The sequence below is a fragment of the Vagococcus jeotgali genome (assembly GCF_035918315.1).
Classification (GTDB): Bacteria; Bacillota; Bacilli; order Lactobacillales; family Vagococcaceae; genus Vagococcus; species Vagococcus jeotgali.
Genome location: NZ_CP142146.1, coordinates 889,929 through 910,930, shown reverse-complemented (window position 1 = coordinate 910,930; position 21,002 = coordinate 889,929). Strand labels below are relative to the sequence as shown.

Genomic DNA, 21,002 nt, shown 5'->3' with positions numbered 1-21,002 from the left:
ATCCCTCCAATAATCAATAACAACAGTATCATATTACCACTTGCAGACAAACTCAACAAGAACTATCATTAAAGGAGCATACCAATGAGAGAAGCTAAAACAATGAAAGAGATGCAACAAGAAATCGATGATTACATCAGTCAATTTAAAACGGGTTATTTTTCTCCACTAGCACAACTAGCTCGTTTAACAGAAGAAGTTGGTGAGTTAGCACGAGAGGTTAACCATCATTACGGGGAGAAACTTAAGAAAAGTGATGAGCTGCCTAAAACAATTTCCGAAGAATTAGGAGATGTGTTGATTGTGGCGATTATTATGGCAAATTCTTTAGATATTGACTTAACAGAGGTATTTAATGAAAACATGCAAAAATTTCATAACCGAGATAGCCATCGTTTTGAAAGATATGATGATGATAATCATTTAGAAGAGATGATTGAAGAGGAAGGCTAGTATGACAGAAATAAATTTACCGATTGAGTTTAAAGAAGCATTACCAATTTTAGAAAGAATTATTGAGGCAGGTCATGAAGCCTACTTTGTAGGTGGGAGTGTTAGAGATTTAATTTTAGGTCATAAGATTCATGATGTTGATGTTGCTACAAGTGCTTTTCCAGAAGAGGTGAAGCAAATATTCCCACGCACGATAGATGTAGGAATAGAACACGGTACAGTGCTTGTTTTAGATAAAGAACATCAATACGAAGTCACAACGTTTAGAACCGAATCAACCTATCAGGATTACAGACGACCAGATGAAGTCGTATTTGTTCGTTCTCTAGAGGAAGATTTAAAACGTCGTGATTTTACTATGAATGCTTTAGCGATGACGACTAATGGAGATATTATTGATTTATTTAATGGGATTAAGGCGATTGAAGATAGAGTGATTGTAGCAGTTGGTGATGCTTTTGAGAGGTTTAATGAAGATGCTCTACGTATGATGAGAGCACTTAGATTTTCTAGCCAATTAGATTTTGAGATTGAAAGTCATACAAAGATGGCTATTTTAAATAATCATGAGTTACTATCAAAAATTGCTATTGAGCGTATTTATGTAGAATGGGTTAAATTACTAATGGGAGATAGTCGTGAAAAAGGATTAAGGGCTTTTGTTGAGACAAAATGCCATACTCAGTGCCCTAATTTAGAGATGAAAGAATTTGAGTTAATGGCATTTTCTAAAATAAACCCCTTAATGAAGTTAGATTCAGAAGAGATAGCTTGGTTATGCTTGTTTATTGCTTTAGATGTGACATCAGCTAAAACATTTTTATCACCTTGGAAAGTCTCAAAGAAATTAAGTCAGGTGACTCAAGATGCTCTAGTTATGTATTCTAAGCGCCTAGATAGTGATTGGACAGCAGATATGCTTTATCACTCAGGAGTAGATGTTATTAGTCTTGTAGAGCAAGCTAGAGCATTTTTTGGATTAGCTTATAATGTTGAAGCAAGTTTAGAGTTGTACCAATCACTGCCTATTAAGCAATTAAAAGATTTAAATATTACAGGCTCTGAGCTGGCTAAGGAGTTGGGTAAGACACCTGGGCCTTGGTTGGGTAAATTATTAAAAAAATTAGAAGCTAATGTTTTACATGAAGATATTGAAAATACTTATGTTGAGTTAGTCAACACAGCTAAAAAAGAGGGGAATAGAGATGACAGTTTATAATATGAATTTTACAGTAACAAAAGAAGATACTGCAAAAGAAATAGGTTCAGGTAGTCTACCAGTTTTAGCTACTCCTAGAGTGGTTGCAATGGCGGAGCACACTTGTATGTTAAGTCTTGATGAAGAGTTGGAAAATGGTGAGACAACAGTTGGGGCATTTATTGATATTAAGCACTTAAGACCAACTAGAATAGGTGCTCGTGTGAAAGTAAGTTGTGAGTTAGTCCAAACAGATGGCAAGTTGTTTGAGTTTGTTTATGATGTTTACGAGCAGGATATGCTTGTTGCTAGTGGTGCTCACAAGCGAGTTAAGGTGGACTCAGAAAAATTTATGAGTCAATTGCAATAATGAATTTAATTTGTGAAAAGTTTAATAAAGTTATTCATTTTCACGAGTAAACATGTTATACTTTAAGTGTAGTAAATATTCTAAGACTGTAATATAGAAAGAGGAGACTATCTATGACAAAAACAATGGTAGGATTTAAATTTTATTTTAGAAACGATGAAACTTGGACTATCGACCGAGACTGTATTGGCGATTTATGGATAAGTAAAGTATCAACTAGTTACGGTAGAATTAAAGGAAGTGACTTCCAAAAAATTAACCCTTGTGAGGGCTTTAGAATTGAAGTACTTAGTGAAGCAGATCATGTACAAACTGATGATATCAACCAGGGTGGATTAGAGTCAGGTATGTTCGAGAGAGCTTTAAAATATCAAGATATTGAAAAAATGGATATCATGTTTAATGATGGTTCTAGTGATTTAATATACTTCCCGTATAAAGACAAAGAAACGCCTGGACAAGAAGGTCTAGATAATGTTTATCAAACAACAAAAATTGGTAAAAATGGCCGTTTATACATTGTCATTGATGCTGATAAAACAGTAAAAGATTTATATAGTACTGAATTTTAAATAAAAACTAAAAAACAAAACTATCAGAGTACAGATTGTCACTCTGATAGTTTTTTTGTGTATAAAAGAGCTGTAAAACAAAAGATAACACCAAGTAGTGTAGGAAAAAAGAGTGTTTTAAGGCCAAAGATAGTTAAAGCTCCTCCTAAAATAGGACCAGCCATAGAACCAACCCCAGCAACTGCACTAATCCAGCCAAAATATTTGGTACGTTCTTTTTTTGGAACTAAATCAGAAAAGTAAGCAAAAAGAGTCCCAATAATACCACCAGTTATCCCTTCGATGATTCTTCCTACAAATAAAACCCATAAGGCACCACCAACACCAAAAATAAAAAATCCCAAGGAAGAGCCTAAAAGATTAATGAGTAAAATAGGACGTTTATCATATTTATCACTTAGGCTACCCATAATGGAGAAGAAAAAAAGACAAATAATGCATAGATTGAAATAAGCATTGTTACAATAATCGTTTGATGATTTGCTTGACTGACGTAGGGCGCTACTAAAAAAGAAAGCAGTTTAATATCAGTCTCAAGAGATGGTTATTATGATTTTTTTAGGGATTCTTTATCAATTTCATTAGATAAATGGTCATTATAACGTCTTAAAAAATAGTTAATTTCTTTAATTGTTTCATCTGTCAGTTCATCTAATATGTCTTGATCACGCATTCTAAAGGTTTGGTGAAGTGATTCATGGGTATCAAAAATACGCTGTCCTTCTTGAGTAAGTAAAAGCTCTCTTTTTTATTGTCATCTTTTTGATAACTTGTAATGGCTTGTTTATCAATTTATTTTTTTGTGATTTTACTCATTGCGCCACGAGTCATAAAAAAATGTTCTGACAATTTTTTAACATTAATTTCTTTGCTTTTTCCAATAAATTCGATACAGTGTACTTCAGAGGCAAAATAACCTAATATCATTAAACATGTTGTCTATATCATTATTTAGTGTCATAAAGTCCTCCTTAGATAGGGTAAAATATTTTGTGTAAATAGAAATTTAGGGTAGAAAAAGAGAAAGTCCATTCTGTAAAATTAAAGTTACGACACAGAAATTTTATAGGAGGACTTTCTCATGACTCATTTTACTACAGAAATAATGGAAACACTAATTAATAAAGGTGATTTAGATGATTTATTTCGTCGTCATTTAGAACTCGCTATCAACTCATTATTACAGGCTGAATTAACAGCGTTTCTTGACTACGAAAAGTATGATAGAGCTGGATTTAATTCAGGTAATTCCCGCAATGGGAATTACTCACGTTCATTTAAAACAGAATATGGAGAATTAAATTTGGTGATTCCTAGAGATAGAAATGGAGAATTTTCCCAACAAACATTACCAGCCTATAAAAGAACCAATGATTCCTTAGAAACTACTATTATTCAGCTATTTAAAAAAGGGATCACTATGTCTGAAATCTCTGATCTAATTGAAAAAATGTATGGTCATTATTACACACCACAAACTATTTCAAACATGAGTAAAATCGTATCTGAAGATGTTTTGGCTTTTAAAGAAAGAACTTTAGAAGCTAAATACTCAGTCATTTTTATGGATGCTACTCATATTCCTTTAAAGAGACAAACCGTATCAAAAGAAGCCGTTTATATTGTGATAGGCATTCGATTGGATGGAACCAAAGAGGTTCTAGGATTTACTATTGCTCCAACCGAATCTGCTTATGTTTGGAAAGAGATACTTCAAGATTTAAAAGATCGTGGTTTAGAAGAGGTTTTATTAGTTGTAACTGATGGTTTAAGTGGTATTCACGATAGTATCCATAGTGTCTATCCAAATGCTCAATTTCAACAATGTTGTGTCCATATCTCTAGAAATATTGCTCATAAGGTTCGTGTTAGTGATCGACAAGAAGTCTGTAATGATTTCAAATTGGTTTATCAAGCAGCTTCAAAAGAAGAAGCTATGAATCAAATAAGTTTTATGATAGATAAATGGAAAAAGCAGTATCCACGAGTAGTTAAATTACTCTTGAATCCTGCTATATTAACTTTCTATAACTTCCCACCATCAATCAGAAGAACTATCTACTCAACTAACTTGATTGAGGGATTTAATAAACAGTTAAAAAAATATACAAAGAGAAAAGAACAATTTCCTAATGAAGAATCTCTGGAGAGATTCCTTGTTTCTCAGTTCAATGAATATAACCAAAAATTTTTAGGCAGAGTACATAAAGGATTTAAGGAAATACAAGATACATTAGAATCAATGTTTTAACTTAAAAAAATGGAATGGATTTTCCATTTACACATAATTCTTGACGCAACCCCTCCTTAATAGTATTCTTTATAAATTATAACTAGGTAATAAACAAGTGGCAATTGTAGAGTGATAAATTAATTAAATAGATAAAAATCAACCTCATTGTTTTATTGGTTTTATAAAGTTAATTGTTAATGAACAAATCGAGTTCAAATTAAGTATGTCGCGGTTTAATCTTCGTCTAACTCATCTTGTTTCAATTTTTGATATCTGTTAGAATAGTAGAGATTAAGCTAGAAAAGGGTGAAGGTTTGAAGATATTAAGAGCTGATAATTTAGAAAAATCTTATGGAACAAAACAATTGCTAGCTGACGTTTCTTTTATGGTTAAAGAAAAAGATAGAATTGGTTTAATTGGTATTAATGGTACTGGTAAATCAACCTTGATGAAGGTATTATCTGGTGTGGACCACACAGAAAATGGAACCCTAGACTACCCTAATGACTATACTATTGGTTACTTATCACAAGAAACAAAATTTCCAGATGACGTAACGGTGATTGATGCTGTATTTGATGAAAGTACACCCATGATTCAAGCCATTAAAGCTTATGAATTAGCATTAGAAGAACTAGCAAAAAATGGGGAAGACTCAGTCGTTCAGATGAACTATGAAAAGGCCGAAGCTAACATGAATAAAGAAGATGCTTGGGTTGCTGAAACAAAAGCTAAAACAATTTTGAGTAAATTAGGCATTTTGTTTTTAAATAAAAAAGTATCAGAGCTCTCTGGTGGTCAAAAAAAGCGTCTTGGTTTGGCTCAAGTGTTGATTCAATCACCAGATTTATTATTGTTAGATGAGCCAACTAACCATTTAGACTATGAGAGTATTAGATGGCTAGAAGATTTTCTAACAAGTTACCAAGGAGCATTAATTGTTATTACCCATGACCGCTATTTCTTAGATCGTGTGACTAATAGAATCATTGAATTATCAGAAGGCTCTATCTTTGAATACACAGGGAATTATGAATCGTATTTGATTCAAAGAGCTGAAAGGGAAGAAGTAGAACAAAAGAGTCTACATAAAAATAAACAATTATTTAAGCAAGAATTAGCTTGGATGCGTGCTGGTGTTAAAGCTCGTGGAACAAAACAGCAGGCAAGAATTAATAGATTCCATGACTTGAAGGATAAAGTATCACAATTTTCTCAAGAAAATGACATGGAAATATCAATTGCAACACAACGCTTAGGTAAAAAGGTTTTACAGATGGAGCATGCTGATTATACCATTGAAAACAAAGTTATTTTAAAGGATTTTGAGCTACTGATTCAAACGCAAGAACGTTTAGGAATCACTGGTGAAAATGGTTCTGGTAAGTCAACTTTACTTAATATTATTGCAGGTAGAATCCCCCTAGATTCAGGGGTGATGGAACTTGGAGAAACAGTGAAAATTGGCTACTATACACAAGAAAATGAGCAATTAGATGAATCGAAACGAATGATTCAATTTTTACAAGAAAAAGCTGAGGAAGTAAAACAACAAGATGGTTCTGTAATAGGTGTCACAGAAATGTTAGAGCGCTTTTTATTTTCAAGACACTCTCATGGCACCATTATTAGTAAGCTCTCTGGTGGAGAAAAACGTCGCCTGTATTTACTAAGTATCTTGATCCAGCAACCAAATGTACTACTTTTAGATGAGCCGACAAATGATTTAGATATTGAAACCTTAACTATTTTAGAAGACTATTTACAAACCTTTCCTGGTGCTGTAATTGCAGTTAGTCATGATCGTTATTTCCTAGATAAAACAATGAATAAATTATTAGTGTTTAAAGGAGATGCTATTATAGAGTCTTATGTTGGCTCAATGAGTGATTATGTGGCTTATCAAGAAGCACAAACACTACAAGTAAATAAGACAGCTAAAGTTCTAACTGAAAATAAGGTTGAGACAAAAACAAAAGAAGTGAAGAAAAATAAATTGTCGTATCATGAGAAAAAGGAATGGGCAACCATTGAAGATGAGATTGCCGCACTTGAGAATCAGGTAGATGACTTGAATAGTCAAATGCTTGAAAATAGTAGTGATGCTACAACGTTACAAGATTTACAAAAAGAAGTGTCGCTTACTGAAGCAGCACTAGAAGACAAGATGGAACGTTGGGAGTACTTAAGTAACTTAGCAGATGATTAGAGATGGGAATGAACATAAAATGGAAGAATCATATCTAGAATTAGGTAGAACTATCTTAAAGGATGGATTTGATAAGAGTGATAGAACAGGAACAGGAACGAAAAGTATTTTTGGTTACCAAATGCGCTTTGATTTATCAAAAGGTTTTCCTTTGCTAACGACAAAACGCGTTCCCTTCTCACTAATAAAAAGTGAATTACTCTGGTTTATTAAAGGGGACACAAATATCAAATACCTATTAGAAAATAACAATCATATTTGGGATGAGTGGGCATTTGAACGCTTTGTTAACAGCCAAGATTACACAGGGATAGATATGACTGACTTTGGTCGCAAGTCTCTGGTAGATAGCGCGTTTAATGAAGAATATCAAAAAGAATTAGCAAACTTTAGACAACGTATTTTGACAGATGAAGAATTTGCCGCCACGCATGGTGAGTTAGGGAACATTTACGGCTCTCAGTGGCGAAAATGGAGAACGTCAACAGGTGAAACGATTGACCAATTGAAAAATGTCATTGATATGATTAAAAAAACTCCTGATTCTAGACGTTTGATTGTCTCTGCATGGAACCCTGAGGATGTACCTAATATGGCATTGCCGCCGTGTCATTCTTTATTCCAATTTTATGTGGCAGATGGTAAATTAAGTTGTCAGTTGTACCAACGAAGTGGCGACGTATTTCTAGGTGTCCCTTTCAATATTGCAAGTTATGCCTTATTGACACATCTGATTGCACATGAAACTAATCTAGAAGTAGGGGATTTTGTTCATACAATCGGAGACGCTCACTTGTATAGTAATCATGTTGACCAAATGAATGAACAATTGAATCGTGATACAAAAGATTTACCAACTCTATGTTTAAATCAAGAAAAACTCTCTATTTTTGATTTTGATATGGATGATATAACTTTAGAAGGATACAACCCACACCCGAGTATAAAAGCACCGATTGCGGTGTAGTGGGATGACGGAGGATACAGAACTATGATAGCAGCAATTTGGGCACAAGATGAGGATGGTTTGATAGGTAAGGGGGATGTCTTACCGTGGTATTTACCAAATGATTTACAATTCTTCAAACAAATGACAGAAGACAATGTGATTGTGATGGGAAGAAAAACCTTTGAAGGAATGGGAAAGGGTTTACTTCCAAATCGACAAACCATTGTACTAACCTCTGATAAGGATTATGATGGCAATGGTGCAACTGTAATGCACTCTGTTGAAGAAGTTTTAGCTTTTTCTGAAGAGTTTGAAGGCATTACATTTATCGCGGGTGGAGGAGATATCTATAAAGCTTTTCTTCCTCATACAGATGTTCTTTATCGGACGTTCATTAAAGAAAGATTTGAAGGGAATACATATTTTCCTTATTTAGACTGGGATGAGTGGAATTTAGTTAGTGTGAGCGAAGGAACAGTTAATGAAGATAATAAATATGCTCATGACTATGAAACGTACCAAAGAAATACATAATAAAAAAGCCTCAATGACTTTTGCTTAGTCATTGAGGCTTTTTCGCTTTTTTTAGTCTTTGATTAGATTCTTATAGTTAGTAAAGTCCATTCCTTTTAAATTCATAATGTCTTTACCTGTTGCAATTGAGACACCTCTAGTTTCATCATAGCCAATACCACTGTAAAAAACATAATAATTTCCATCTTCTTTTAGCAGGGCACTACGATAGAGACCTTTACCATCAAAACCTTCTTTATTTTGAGTTGGGAAAATAATGGGTTGTAAGGTATCCCAATTTTTATTGTCTTTAGATTTTGAATAATATAAATTCATGACATGACGATCAGACAAGTTGTTTTCAGCTGTTGATTTGAAACCAACTACAACCATTTCATAACCTAGGTCTGTTGGTTGAACATCCAAATGCCAATGCTTCATACCTTCTACCTCATAAGGTACTTCTACTTCAGTTGGTTTACTCCAGTTAAAACCATCTTTACTTTCACGATACCAAATGCGATAACCATCAGCAACATACCATAATTTATAACCATCTTCATCTTTAATGAATGCAGGAGAAAGCATGTCTTCCTTACGTCTATCAGCTCGGTAAATCTCTTCTTTTTTCGTCCAATCTTCTCCATTTGATGACGTTCTTCTATAGATGATAAATTCATGACTCACATCATCCACATAGCGCCAAAAAACTTCTAAGCGTTTATCTTCTTTATTATAGATAATATGCGTATCTGAATCATATTGCATAGGTGTCCCATTCTTATTGAATTTCTCACTAACAGGCTCGTCTAGTGGATTACTCTCATCAGGTACCCATGAAATTAAGTCATTTGATTTAAACACATGAGGGTTTTCGTAAAGTGCTTTTCCTTCTGGATAAGGCGTCACTGCCATCCAGTAGCGATACCCATGCCAAGGCTCTTCAAAAGAAATAACAGAAGGGTGAGTTGCATCAATACTTCCATAGACAGATGGGAGTGTGAGGCGTTCTTTAGCATTGGCCTCTGTTTTGATTTTTTTACCATTATATTCAACAACATGACTGGTAGTTGTTTGCCTATTTTCTTTTGAATCAATGTATTGTCTAGCTGGTGAATAAAGTAAAGCCCCACCTAAGATAAAGACAATAACCATTATCACATTCCAAGTTTTATTTTTTAATTTCTTTTTAAATAATAAACCATAAACAACATAGCTAAAGGCAAAAACCATTAAGGCTATACCAATAACTCCAATTAAAACAATACGATATCTCATAATATTTACTCCTACTTAATTTTTTTTATCTGATTAACTTCTTCTTCACTAGGTGTTACAAACAATGTTCTTTGATTTTCATAAATGACATAACCAGGTTTGGCACCATTTGGTTTTTTAAGATGTTTAATAGCAACATAATCAACTGGTACCGAAGCTGATAATCGGTATTTCGAATGATAGGCAGCAAGAAGAGCTGCTTCGTAAAGTGTTTGCTCACTAGGTTGGCTATTTTTAATGACAACGTGTGAACCAGGGATATCTTTAGCATGTAACCAAATATCTGTTTTACTTGATGATTTTAGTGTTAATTGATCATTTTGTAAATTGTTTTTACCGACCATTATCATGTCACCATCACTTGATTCATATTGATTAGGCTTAGATAGAGCAGTTTTCTTTTTGGTTTTCTGTTTAGATTTTAATCTAATATACCTTTGAGCAACAAGCTCTTCTTTAATCAATTCCACATCTTGTGGCGTTGCCATATCTAATTGAGCTAAAACAGATTCTAAATAGATTTGCTCATATTTTGTTTTTTCTAATTGCTCTTTAACACTAGAAACCCCGTTTTTAAGTTTTTGATAGCGCTGAAAATATTTTTGAGCATTTTGATTAGGCGTTAGGGTTTCATTTAAAGCAATAGTGATAGGTGTATCTCCATCATAGTAGTTTAGTAAAGAAACCTCAGTCACACCACGTGGTACATCATGTAAAAATGTCGTCAGTAATTCACCTTTGATTCGGTAAATCTCTGCTTGATCAGCATCAATCAATGATTGTTCTAATTTCTTTGTTTTCTTTTTAAGTTTAGCTAAATCATTTTTGACTTTTCTAATTAATTCCCCAGCTTGCTGCTTCACACGATCCTTCTCAGCTTTTCCTCCGTAGTAACCGTCAAGCAACTCACTTAAGCTATCAAACTGATTTATGATGCTATCATAATACTCAAAAGCAATAGGGGCGAATAGTTCTTTGTGTTTAACTAAACCAATTGTTGGAACAGGTTGTGAAAGGTCTTTGAAAAACTGATTCCAGATAGTAATTTTGTTATCTTGTTGTTTTTTAAAACGATAAATCAACTCTTCAGCAGTGTCCTTACCAAACCCTTCAAATGTTTCTTGAATGAGCTGTGGTGACATCTCTTGAATACTATTTAATTCTTTAAATAATTCCTCACCTGATAAATGCCAAGGATTTAATTTATCTTGTAGGGGAGGAGTGAGATATTCTGAACCTGGTAAAATCGTTCTAAAACTATTCACACTAATGCCAACATGTTTAATCGCGTCAATGATTCGATTTGTCTCTTGGTTGACTAACATAATATTACTATGTCTTCCCATTAATTCGACCGTCAAGACAATATCTTCTAAATCACCTAAATCATTTCGGCTCTCGAAATAAAAATTAATAATTCGATCGTTTTGTACTTGTTTAATCTCTTTTAACAAACTACCTTCTAAATGTTTTCTGACCGTCATACAAAAGTTAGGTGGACTTGCCGGATTTTTGTAAGTCATTTTTGTAAGTTGGACTCTAGAATAACTTGGATGAGCAGAAAGCAGTAGGGTATGATTTTGGCGATTACTTCTAAAGACTAACATCAATTCATTTTCATAAGGCTGATGAACTTTAGATAGGCGGCCAGCCTTTAATTCTTTTTCTAATTCTGCCACCATTAGATGTGTAAATATACCATCAAAAGACATAGTTTGAACCTCCATTATTTTTTACTTAAGAAAAGAGGTTGACAGTAGCGAGTCAACTTCTTTAAATTGAGCATTTTTATAACTTATTTAGTTTGGACCATTTCCTTTAAACCAACCAGTTTTTGCATTGACTGTTACGACGTATAGTGGAAATTCTTCTGGCTTACTCTTAGGGAAAATTTTTGAATTAGTTGTCGCGTATAAATCGTAGAAACCTTCACCATTTTCCACATACTTAGGAACTAGTGTGTAACCACCTTCTACAACGTACCCTCTAGAGATAACCTCAGAAATAAATTCCTGCTCTACACCAGGTGCCCATGCCCAAGCATCATTTGATAGGTCGATATTGCTATCTTCACGATTACCCATACGTTGGTTGCTTGTATTAGCTTCCTTTTTAGGGGTTGTTGGTTTGGCTTTTTGTTGTTCTTTTTCAGCTTCTTCTCTAGCTAATTGCTTTTGGTAAGCTTCTTCATCTCTTTGGCGTTGCAGCTCTTCTTCACGTTCCCTAGCTAGTTCTTGTTCTTTGTTTTGCTCGTCAATTTCTTTTTTTACTTTGTTTAGAATTGGTTCAAATTCTTTTCTAACTTCAGGATCTTTAATAGCTTTTAGCTGTTCAACTGCTTTGTCATAAATACGTTGACTAGGTTCTTTAACAACCTTGTCATCACGATATAATTTTTCAAGGGTATCATCAAAATCTTTTAAGGCTTTTTTTTGTGAATTTGCTTCGTTGATAGCTTGATTATATAGTTTATCAAAACCGTTTTCCTCAGGATCAATCTTATCTAGAGTTAATTTTGAATCATTAACAACATAAGCTTCCTTATTTAATTGATCACCAACCATAACTGGCGTTTTAAATGAATCATTAATCGCTTGCTCTTTATTAAATAGAGACTGGGCATGCATTAATTTTTCATTTAAACTAGCATATTGCTCAGTTCCTTTTAAGTCATTGACTTTTGTTTCAACGGACTTGAAATCCTCGCTTGTAATACCAGCTTTTAAGAAAATATCACCACTATTTGCTAAATACAAGTCTTGTATGGCTTTATCAGCTTCATTGGTTAAAGTGATTCTCTCTTCTAATTTTGTTTGTTGATTATGAGAGTAGAAAATATAACCACCACCAAAAATAACAAGTATGGCTATAATAGCTATTAAAATATTAACCGTTTTATTATTATTTTTCTTATCTTTTCTAGTAGGATTATTCCCATTTGATGCAGGGCTGACTTGTTGGGTATTCTCTTGTGACTCGTTTTGAGTTGCAACATCAGGTGTTGGGATTACTGTTTCAATCACAACCTCTTCAACTGGTGGTGTTTCTTCATTTTTTTCTGGTGTCTCAATCATTGTTTCCTTAGTTTCGACTACTTCTTGATCAACTACAATTTCTTTAGAATCTTCAACCTCTCTAGAATAGGTTGAATCATCATGAGTTAGATCACTCTCGCTAGCCTTCATATTTCGATGTTTAAAGGTAGGTATGGTGTTTGCTTCATCTTGAGTTTCTGTTGTTTCAGAAAACTCATCTATATTTGTATTTGTTGATGTTGTCGTTGTTTCTGTGATCTTTTCTTGGTCTTCTACTGGAACAAATAGATCACAGTTTGGACAGTACGTTTGACCATCCTTAAATACGTGCCCACAACTAGGACATTTTTTTTCTTCATTTTTCAAAAGAATTCGCTCCCTTATATATTCATTCTAGATCCTTCAACCTACACATTATAAACTATTATACGGGAAAATAATAGCCAATACCAGTGAGCATTTTTTGCTTATTTACAATCAAGTATTCTCAATTTGAACATGATAAGCTATAATGAAGCTTAGAATAAATAAGGTGGAGAATATATGAGTAAAATAAAATCCATTGACTTCAAGGGATTCTTTAAAAATTTGTTAAAAAAACTACAGTCTGATAAAAAATTATTAAGTATTGTCATAGTAAGTATTGTTGCTATTGTTTTAGTCTTTATTTTAGCTTCAGTTGTGAAACCTACTATACGTCACAAACAAATTGAATCTGTTGCTGTCATTAAATCACAAAACAAGCAAGTTACAACAATTTTAGAATCTGAAATCCCAGAGCAATTAAAACAAAAAGGGGAACAAGTGGTTTTAATTGTAGATGCTAGTAATAACCCAAGTTTGGATGAGGTTAATCAATTAATTAAGAAAAATGGTGAGTTAAAAGAGAGTGCTTGGCCAATTTATTATGTTCAACCTGTATATGACTTTCCAGATATTGCTAAAAAATATAACCTAACTAAGAAAAATACCTTCATAGTTATGGAAGATGGAAAAGAAAAAGGTAGATATGCCTTCACAGAGTTAAAAGGTGGACTAAAAACTATTGATGAAGCGCTTATTACACTCATTGATCCTAAATTAGAGCAGAAAAAACCAATTAGAGTAAAAGCTATTGAAGAAGAGGTAGACCCTTCACTGACACAAAATTCTAGTGAACGTCAAAAAACAGAGGAAATCTTTTTTGAGGAATAGATTGACAAGAGTCGGTTCAAATTATATGATTAAAAAAACTTGAAACTAAAAGGAGAACTAGTCATGCAAACAAGAAAAAATATTTCCAATAACAATCCATTAATCATTAAAGCATGGCAACCTTGGCGTAGATAGTTGTATGTATACGACAAACACGTATAGATACAACATTTAGTGAGACTAAATTTGTATCTATGCGTTGGTAATAGTCAGATCAGACCGCATAGAAGAGATATCTATGTGGTTTTTGTTTAATAAAAATTAGACAGTAACCCATTATAATTGGGGGACTGTCTTTTTTATTTTTGGAGGAAAATATGATGAAAAATAAAAAATTGATAGTAGCTGTTGGTTTAATAATGTTTGTTCTAATTGTAAATTTCTTTACTAGTCAAAAAGATCAACCTCAAGTAAAACATAAAGATATACCTGAAGTAGGCATCTTACAATATGTCAGTCACCCAGCTTTAGATAAAATTTATGAAGGTATGATTGATGAGTTAGCCAAAGAAGGGTTTATAGATGGCGAAACCATCTCCATAACTAAGCAAAATGCTCAAGCAGACCAAAGTAAATTAACGAATATGGGTCAACAGCTTATAAGCAAACATCCTGATGTCTTAGTAGGTATTGCAACGCCAGCTGCTCAGTCATTGGCTAATCAAACTACTGATATCCCTATTGTTTTAGGAGCAATTAGCGATCCAAAAGCGGCAGGGTTAGTAGCATCTAATGAAAACCCTGGAGGAAACATCACAGGAGTCAGTGATCAAGCTCCAGTGGAAGCACAAGTAGCATTAATGAAACAGCTAGTTCCTCAATTAAAAACAGTTGGTGTCTTATATTCATCAGCAGAAGATAATTCCTTATCACAAGTGAATAGATTTACTGACATTGCCAAAAAAGAAGGATTACAAGTTAAACATTATCCAGTACCTTCGACAAATGAAATAGCACAAATGTCTCAAGTCATGACTAAAGAGGTAGATGCGATTTATATTCCCACAGATAATACGATAGCTAATGGCTTTCAAACAGTTGTCTCCATTGCTGATGTAGCTAATATCCCTATTTTTCCATCTGTTGATACGATGGTAGATGAAGGAGGAGTTGCTACTGTTGGGATAAATCAATATGATTTAGGCGTTGAGACAGGCAGAATGGTTTCTGATTTACTAAATGGCACAATCAAGACAGAGGACACACCTATTTACATATTTGAGACTGGAGATATAATCATAAATGAAGAGAAAGTCAATCAACTAGATATTCATGTGCCAGTAGATTTACAAGAGGAGGTGACAAAATGATAACATCAACTATCGCACAAGGATTATTATGGTCTATTCTGGGCTTAGGGATTTTTCTAACTTACCGAATATTAAATTTTACAGATCTAACAACAGAAGGTAGTTTTCCCCTAGGAGGAGTAGTTTGTGTCACGGCTATTACACACGGAATCCACCCGATTATAGCTACTTTATTAGGTATGCTAGCTGGCATGTTAGCTGGTTTGACAACAGGATTACTTTATACGAAAGGAAAAATTCCTGTTATTTTGTCGGGAATTTTAGTCATGAGTGCTTTAAATTCTGTGATGCTCTTTATTATGAGAACACCTAACCTATCTCTTTTAAATCAATCGAAATTATTTGATATTCTTGATGACTGGCACTTACCACCATATTTTAATGTGATTGTCATTGGTCTTTTTATCGTTATATTAGTTATCTTTTTATTAATGACTTTTTTAAATACTGATTTAGGCCAAGCTTATATTGCAACTGGAGACAATCCAGTGATGGCGAAATCATTAGGAATCTACACAGACAGAATGACAATCTTAGGTTTGGTTATCTCAAATGGGTTAATAGGCTTATCAGGAGCATTGATTGCTCAAAATGAAGGCTATGCTGATGTTAATAAGGGGATTGGTGTTATTATTATCGGTCTAGCATCTATTATTTTAGGCGAGTTATTATTTGGTGAATTGACGATGTTAGAGCGTTTTATTGCTATTGTAGTTGGGAGTGTTATTTACCAATTATTAATTTTAATCGTTATCAAATTAAGTCTTGATACGACTTATTTAAAATTTTATTCATCAGTGATTTTAGGAGTATGTTTAATTATCCCTGAAATCAGTCGAAAAATAAAACAAAAACAAGGGGGGCATCGTGTATGAAATCGGTCTTAAGTATTCAAAATGGGTATAAAGAAGTTGATGAGGGACGTGTGATTATGAATCACTTGAACCTTACCGTAAATGAAGGTGATTTCATTACGATATTAGGTGGGAATGGTGCTGGAAAGTCAACTTTATTTAATACTATCTCAGGTCAACTTGATTTAACCAGTGGTAATGTTTTCATCAGTCAACAAAATGTGACGAAAGATTCAGAGGAAAAAAGAGCTAAATATATCGCTAGAGTATTTCAAGATCCAAAGCAAGGAACAGCACCTAGAATGACAGTTGCTGAAAACTTGTTATTAGCTCAACTAAGAGGAAAGAAGCGTGGCCTTAAGAGGCGAGAATTAAACCAACAAAAGGAATTATTTTTTGAATTATGCCAAAAAACAGGTAATGGACTGGAGCAACACATCGACACACCAGCAGGACATTTATCTGGAGGGCAAAGACAAGCTCTAAGCTTATTAATGGCAACCATTCAAAAACCTGATATATTATTATTAGATGAACACACTGCTGCTCTTGATCCAAAAACAAGCAAGCAATTAATGGAGTTGACGGCAAGTACCATTAGTGATAATAAATTGACTTGTTTAATGATCACTCATCGTATGGAAGATGCTCTAACTTACGGCAATCGCTTGATTGTTCTTGATTCAGGACAGATTAGTGTTGATCTATCTCAGGAAGAAAAACACAAACTTGACATGACAAGTTTACTACAGTTTTTTGATTTGTAGAAAGCGAAGGTAAAACTATGAAACTAGTTTCTTATAGGTCTATCTCAAATGAGGATATCTTATCTTTTAAAAAAGAATGCTTAGCCCATCATATGATTATTCATGGTAGTAATAATCTAGCGTCCTATTCTGATATCTCAACATGGAAAAAAATGCTGTCACATCTTGAAAAAGCCAATTATCAACAACGCGTTCAATCTTTTCAATATTTTTTAGTAGATGAAAATAAAGAGGTACTGGGCATAGCAGATATTAAGCCAAAGCTTAACAAACAATTAGAGAAGGACGGAGGACACATTAGCTATTCAACTAGACCTAAGTACCAAAAACAAGGTTATGGGAAGACAAGTTTAAATTTACTATTAGCTGAGGCAAAAAGGTTAGGACTTTCAGAAGTTTTATTAACCTGTCATCAAGATAACGAAGGATCAAAAGCGATTATTTTATATTATGGTGGCCAATTAAAGAACACAATCATACTAAATAGGCAGATAATCAATCATTATATAATAAATTTGTAAGGCTTTTGGAAAAACAAAAGAATAACCATTTTTTTACTCATATCTAAACGAAATTTCTTGCTAAAAATATAAAACTATTTCAGATATAATGATAGTGTGCATTATAATAGTTATGTTATATTAAAAATTATCAAAAAGGAGACGTTATTACATGAAAAGAAGACTATTTCATCAGCAATGTTAACAGTTTTACTAAGTTCAACGATGCTGCCTACTATTACAGCAGCTCAAGAAATGACAACAAGCTCAACAACTGAAAATGCTATTACATCCTCAGAAGTTGTAGCTGAAGATAAAGAAGAAGAAAAAGAAGAAGAAGGTAAACATACTACGGTAAGTTCTGCACCACGTGAGGGTATTGTGGGTGACATTGAAAAAGACATTCAGCAAGCTAAAGATGATGCGATTCAACGTATTGAAAAATTAGCAAAAGCTGAATTAATTGATAATGCTGAAGAGTTAATTCAAGGAATTGAAGCTGCAGCTAAAAGTGGTGCTGAAACAGCAGTTGCAGATATTGAAAAAATTGCAAGTGATGCAGAGCAAGTTGCTTTAACAGCCTTAAAAAATCGAATAGATACTGCTCTTGCAGAATTAGCATCAGTTCCTGGGATTGTGGAGTCTGATATTAAACAATTCCAGGAAAAAATTGAAGCATCACTAGCTAAAGATGCCGGAGTAGCTATAGACGAACTTTTAACAATCGAAAAAGACGTTCAAACAGCTATTACTGACGCTAAAAATGATGTTGAAAAAGATTTAGCTACAGCAAAAGCTGATGCCATTGCTGAAATTAAAAAACTTGAAAACTTAGGTGAAAAAGAAGTTGAAGGTTTGATTAATGATATTGAAACAGCAGTAGATCAAGAAGCTATTAAAGTAATAACTACAGCAGCTAATGATTTATCTAACTGGAGAACAGCTGAACTTGCTAAGTTACATAAATTAGAAAATTTAGCTGACAGTGAAATTAAGCAATTTGAACAAGACATTATGAATAATGTTGAAAAAGACTTAATTGAAGCTGTGACGGCAGGTGCAGCTGCACTTAGCAAATTAAGAACTGATGCAATTAATGATATTCTTCGTTTAGAAAAATTAGGTAAACTTGCAGAAACTGATGCAAAACAGTTTATTGATAAAATTATGCAAGAAACTGAACAAAAAGCTATTGATGAGATTACAGCAGCAGCTAGTGAACTTCAAAAGGTAAGACAAGATGCTAAAGCATATATTACTAAGATTGAACAAACTATTGAAGCAAACGTAATTTCTGAACTTGTCAAAACTGCTGGTGAAATTGATAAATTACGTCAAGATGCTATCGATGAGATTAACCAATTATTAGAAAATGGCAAGATTGCTGAGGAAGATGCGGAGCAATTTATTGCTAAAGTAAAACAAGAAGTTTAGGCAGATGTTATTGCTGGAATTACAAAAGCAGCAAATGAGATTCAGGGTATTAAGAAACAAGCAGAGAAAGATATTCAAGAATTAGTAGATGCAGGTAAGTTAACTGAAGAAGAAGCAGCAGCGTATCTTGAAAAAATAAAAGGTGAAATCGAAGCAGATGTTATTAGAGGTATCGTTGAAGCTGCAGAAGGCTTGGAAGACGCTAGAAATGAGATCATTAAAGAGTTAGAACATCTAAGAGACATGGGAATCATAGCGGAAGAGGAGTTAGAAGCATTAGTTGAAAAACTAAAAAGCTCTATTGAAACTGACATTTTAGATGCTGAAATGCTTATTCATTTAGAAGCAGCTAAAGCTAAAGCAAATCTTGAAATTGATGCATTGGAATTAGTTGGGGCAATTACTCCTGAGCAAGCAGAAGCTTACCGTGAAGAAGTAAAAGCAGCAACAAAACCAAGTGAAGTTGCTGCAGTTATGGCTAAAATTAGTGTTCATAGAGACTTTAAAGCATTAAATGATGCGATAGAAAAAGCTAAATTGAAAGATCAACATAACTATATGCCAAATTCATGGACTTCTTTTGAAATTGCGTTAAGACATGCAGAAGAAGTTTCTGAAACAGAGCATTCAGCGAAACCAGCAACTCAAATTGAGATAAATGATGCTTTTGACCACTTATTATTAGCAGAATTAAAACTTGAAAGAGTTGCTTCTACAAAAGCTATTGATCATCTACAAGATGCAATTCGCGTAGCACATAGTAAAAAAGAAAAAGATTATACTAAAGAATCATGGGCAGATATGCAAACTGTCTTAGGTGAGGCTGAAGCAATGTTGGCTAAGCTTGATGGTAATGTTGATGCATTTACTGAAAAAGAAGTAAATGATATGACAAGAAAATTAAATCTTGCAATGTTGAGTATGAAACGTGTGGATGGAATTGGTGGTATTATTAATCCAATCAAACCACATACACCAACTAAACCAGCTTCAAAACCTGCTGCAGCTAGTGCCTCTGCTCCATCAGCAAGTGCGTCAGCACCAAAAGCAGCCGCAAGTTCACTACCAAAAACAGGTGAAGTAACTCATTCACTTATGTCAGCTGGACTACTTGCATTAGGTATGGCTGGATACTTCTATATGTCACGTAAGAGATTAGAAGTTTCTGGAGATATATATCACTAAAAGTGTGGATGTGATCCACACTTTTTTTATACTGAATATTTATATATAATAATATTATGTAAATCATTATCAGCATATATTTACGATCACATTTTAATATTTTTTCAATCAGGGGATTATATGGATAGGCAAATGTAAATTACTACTGAACGAAAAGAAGTGTTAATCGTAGTATAAAATTTATGACAATTAATTTTTGATAAACAGAGAAAAAACTGTATGATTGTTAGACAGTATCTACTAGGCTTCATCTATTAATTTTTTAGATATTTAAAAAAATATATTTATTTCTAAATTGCAACATTAAGTTAGCCACTCTGGTAAAAATATCTAAATATCAGTGTTATTTTATTGAACCCCTTACTTACCAACATGTTTTGATCTTTAGATTTTGAATTTCTTCTAAAAATAATGTTGCTGGTTGTCTATAGTCTAAAATTTTACGCGGCAAAAGATTAACTTTTTCAGTAGCCAGTTGTATGAACTGCTTTGAGTAGTGACATCCTTTAAGGAAAGATGTTTATAACTAGATGTGTAATTCTTAATTTTCACCATATTCTTTAGAATTTTTTACCAATATTCATTTGTAACCCCTAAAAGTACCATTACCAAATAGCAAAGTCGGTGCTTTTAAAAAGATCAAGACAAACTCAAATTTTAAACTGTTTAATAGGTTGACTCTTTAGATACAAAAAAAATTTGAATCTCCTGACGTGTTCTTCTATTTCTGTTCGGACACTTTATAGTTAATAGAGCTTTTGATAATCTTTAGCTGGTTGTGAGCATCAGAAGGTAATTGTTGGGAAAAATCATAGTCTATCAAATTTTGAACAGGGAGACTTTTGGATACTAAGTTTAAATCTATAATAGGCTTCTATCAGTAACTTGCTAAACCCTGGTACACCTTCACAACGAGGTTTATTTAGTAGAACTTTTTCAGTAAAAAG

Annotated in this window: 21 protein-coding genes and 1 pseudogene; 15 read left to right on the top strand and 7 right to left on the bottom strand. The window is 33.4% G+C overall.

The features are described from left to right. Nucleotides 1-84 precede the first annotated feature (84 nt). The 4 genes from VSF34_RS04720 (at nt 85) to VSF34_RS04705 (ending at nt 2,593) form a co-directional block, all read left to right on the top strand. Nucleotides 85-453: a nucleotide pyrophosphohydrolase gene (locus tag VSF34_RS04720; protein ID WP_326717887.1), complete on the top strand. Its 369-nt coding sequence runs from the start codon at nt 85-87 to the stop codon at nt 451-453. A 1-nt stretch (nt 454) separates the two neighbouring features. After that, nucleotides 455-1,672, top strand: coding sequence for a CCA tRNA nucleotidyltransferase (locus tag VSF34_RS04715; protein WP_326717886.1), 1,218 nt, complete (start codon nt 455-457; stop codon nt 1,670-1,672). Then, on the top strand, nt 1,659-2,021 hold the full coding sequence (locus VSF34_RS04710) for a thioesterase family protein (RefSeq protein ID WP_326717885.1): 363 nt from the start codon (nt 1,659-1,661) through the stop codon (nt 2,019-2,021). The genes VSF34_RS04715 and VSF34_RS04710 overlap by 14 nt, the downstream gene beginning before the upstream one ends. Nucleotides 2,022-2,134: 113 nt before the next feature. Beyond that, nucleotides 2,135-2,593, top strand: coding sequence for a hypothetical protein (locus tag VSF34_RS04705; protein WP_326717884.1), 459 nt, complete (start codon nt 2,135-2,137; stop codon nt 2,591-2,593). Between the two features lie 38 nt (nt 2,594-2,631). Here the strand turns inward: VSF34_RS04705 and VSF34_RS04700 are convergent, their stop codons facing one another. The 3 genes from VSF34_RS04700 to VSF34_RS04690 form a co-directional block, all read right to left on the bottom strand. After that, nucleotides 2,632-3,003: an MFS transporter gene (locus VSF34_RS04700; RefSeq protein ID WP_326717883.1), complete on the bottom strand. Its 372-nt coding sequence runs from the start codon at nt 3,001-3,003 to the stop codon at nt 2,632-2,634. 137 nt (nt 3,004-3,140) lie between these two features. Further along, on the bottom strand, nt 3,141-3,266 hold the full coding sequence (locus VSF34_RS04695; protein WP_326717882.1) for a hypothetical protein: 126 nt from the start codon (nt 3,264-3,266) through the stop codon (nt 3,141-3,143). Between the two features lie 119 nt (nt 3,267-3,385). Then, on the bottom strand, nt 3,386-3,520 hold the full coding sequence (locus VSF34_RS04690; protein ID WP_326717881.1) for a winged helix DNA-binding protein: 135 nt from the start codon (nt 3,518-3,520) through the stop codon (nt 3,386-3,388). 154 nt (nt 3,521-3,674) lie between these two features. On the opposite strand from VSF34_RS04690, the gene VSF34_RS04685 reads away from it, so the two are divergent. The 4 genes from VSF34_RS04685 (at nt 3,675) to VSF34_RS04670 (ending at nt 8,519) form a co-directional block, all read left to right on the top strand. Then, nucleotides 3,675-4,844: an IS256 family transposase gene (locus VSF34_RS04685; RefSeq protein WP_326716335.1), complete on the top strand. Its 1,170-nt coding sequence runs from the start codon at nt 3,675-3,677 to the stop codon at nt 4,842-4,844. 296 nt (nt 4,845-5,140) lie between these two features. Further along, nucleotides 5,141-7,036: an ABC-F family ATP-binding cassette domain-containing protein gene (locus tag VSF34_RS04680; RefSeq protein ID WP_326717880.1), complete on the top strand. Its 1,896-nt coding sequence runs from the start codon at nt 5,141-5,143 to the stop codon at nt 7,034-7,036. 19 nt (nt 7,037-7,055) lie between these two features. Further along, nucleotides 7,056-8,003, top strand: coding sequence for a thymidylate synthase (locus tag VSF34_RS04675; protein ID WP_326717879.1), 948 nt, complete (start codon nt 7,056-7,058; stop codon nt 8,001-8,003). A gap of 24 nt (nt 8,004-8,027) precedes the next feature. Then, complete coding sequence (locus VSF34_RS04670) at nt 8,028-8,519, top strand: dihydrofolate reductase (RefSeq protein WP_326717878.1); 492 nt, start codon at nt 8,028-8,030, stop codon at nt 8,517-8,519. A gap of 51 nt (nt 8,520-8,570) precedes the next feature. Here VSF34_RS04670 and VSF34_RS04665 read toward each other — a convergent pair whose 3' ends face one another. The 3 genes from VSF34_RS04665 to VSF34_RS04655 all read right to left on the bottom strand — a co-directional run bounded on the left by VSF34_RS04665 (nt 8,571) and on the right by VSF34_RS04655 (nt 13,177). Then, nucleotides 8,571-9,776: a glycoside hydrolase family protein gene (locus VSF34_RS04665; RefSeq protein ID WP_326717877.1), complete on the bottom strand. Its 1,206-nt coding sequence runs from the start codon at nt 9,774-9,776 to the stop codon at nt 8,571-8,573. Between the two features lie 11 nt (nt 9,777-9,787). Continuing rightward, a complete protein-coding gene (locus VSF34_RS04660) occupies nt 9,788-11,488 on the bottom strand; it encodes an NFACT RNA binding domain-containing protein (protein WP_326717876.1) in 1,701 nt (566 codons plus the stop codon). Between the two features lie 87 nt (nt 11,489-11,575). Further along, the gene (locus tag VSF34_RS04655) at nt 11,576-13,177 is read right to left on the bottom strand and encodes a cell division site-positioning protein MapZ family protein (protein ID WP_326717875.1); all 1,602 of its coding nucleotides are present in this window, start codon (nt 13,175-13,177) and stop codon (nt 11,576-11,578) included. 177 nt (nt 13,178-13,354) lie between these two features. On the opposite strand from VSF34_RS04655, the gene VSF34_RS04650 reads away from it, so the two are divergent. The 7 genes from VSF34_RS04650 (at nt 13,355) to VSF34_RS04620 (ending at nt 20,055) form a co-directional block, all read left to right on the top strand. After that, entirely contained in the window at nt 13,355-14,005 is a 651-nt protein-coding gene (locus tag VSF34_RS04650) for a hypothetical protein (RefSeq protein WP_326717874.1), read from the top strand. A gap of 320 nt (nt 14,006-14,325) precedes the next feature. Further along, nucleotides 14,326-15,315, top strand: coding sequence for a tryptophan ABC transporter substrate-binding protein (trpX, locus tag VSF34_RS04645; RefSeq protein WP_326717873.1), 990 nt, complete (start codon nt 14,326-14,328; stop codon nt 15,313-15,315). After that, a complete protein-coding gene (locus tag VSF34_RS04640) occupies nt 15,312-16,190 on the top strand; it encodes an ABC transporter permease (protein WP_326717872.1) in 879 nt (292 codons plus the stop codon). Before trpX ends, VSF34_RS04640 begins: the two co-directional genes overlap by 4 nt. Further along, nucleotides 16,187-16,936 carry an ABC transporter ATP-binding protein gene (locus tag VSF34_RS04635; protein ID WP_326717871.1) on the top strand — a complete coding sequence of 250 codons (750 nt, stop codon included), beginning with the start codon at nt 16,187-16,189 and terminating at the stop codon, nt 16,934-16,936. Before VSF34_RS04640 ends, VSF34_RS04635 begins: the two co-directional genes overlap by 4 nt. 17 nt (nt 16,937-16,953) lie before the next feature. After that, entirely contained in the window at nt 16,954-17,457 is a 504-nt protein-coding gene (locus tag VSF34_RS04630; protein ID WP_326717869.1) for a GNAT family N-acetyltransferase, read from the top strand. 177 nt (nt 17,458-17,634) lie between these two features. Next, nucleotides 17,635-18,870, top strand: a complete 1,236-nt coding sequence (locus VSF34_RS04625; RefSeq protein WP_326717868.1) for a hypothetical protein — start codon at nt 17,635-17,637, stop codon at nt 18,868-18,870. A 192-nt stretch (nt 18,871-19,062) separates the two neighbouring features. After that, nucleotides 19,063-20,055, top strand: coding sequence for an LPXTG cell wall anchor domain-containing protein (locus VSF34_RS04620; RefSeq protein WP_326717867.1), 993 nt, complete (start codon nt 19,063-19,065; stop codon nt 20,053-20,055). Nucleotides 20,056-20,419: 364 nt separating this feature from the next. Here VSF34_RS04620 and VSF34_RS09965 read toward each other — a convergent pair. After that, nucleotides 20,420-20,557, bottom strand: a pseudogene (locus tag VSF34_RS09965) (IS30 family transposase); the annotation flags it as partial. Nucleotides 20,558-21,002 lie beyond the last annotated feature (445 nt).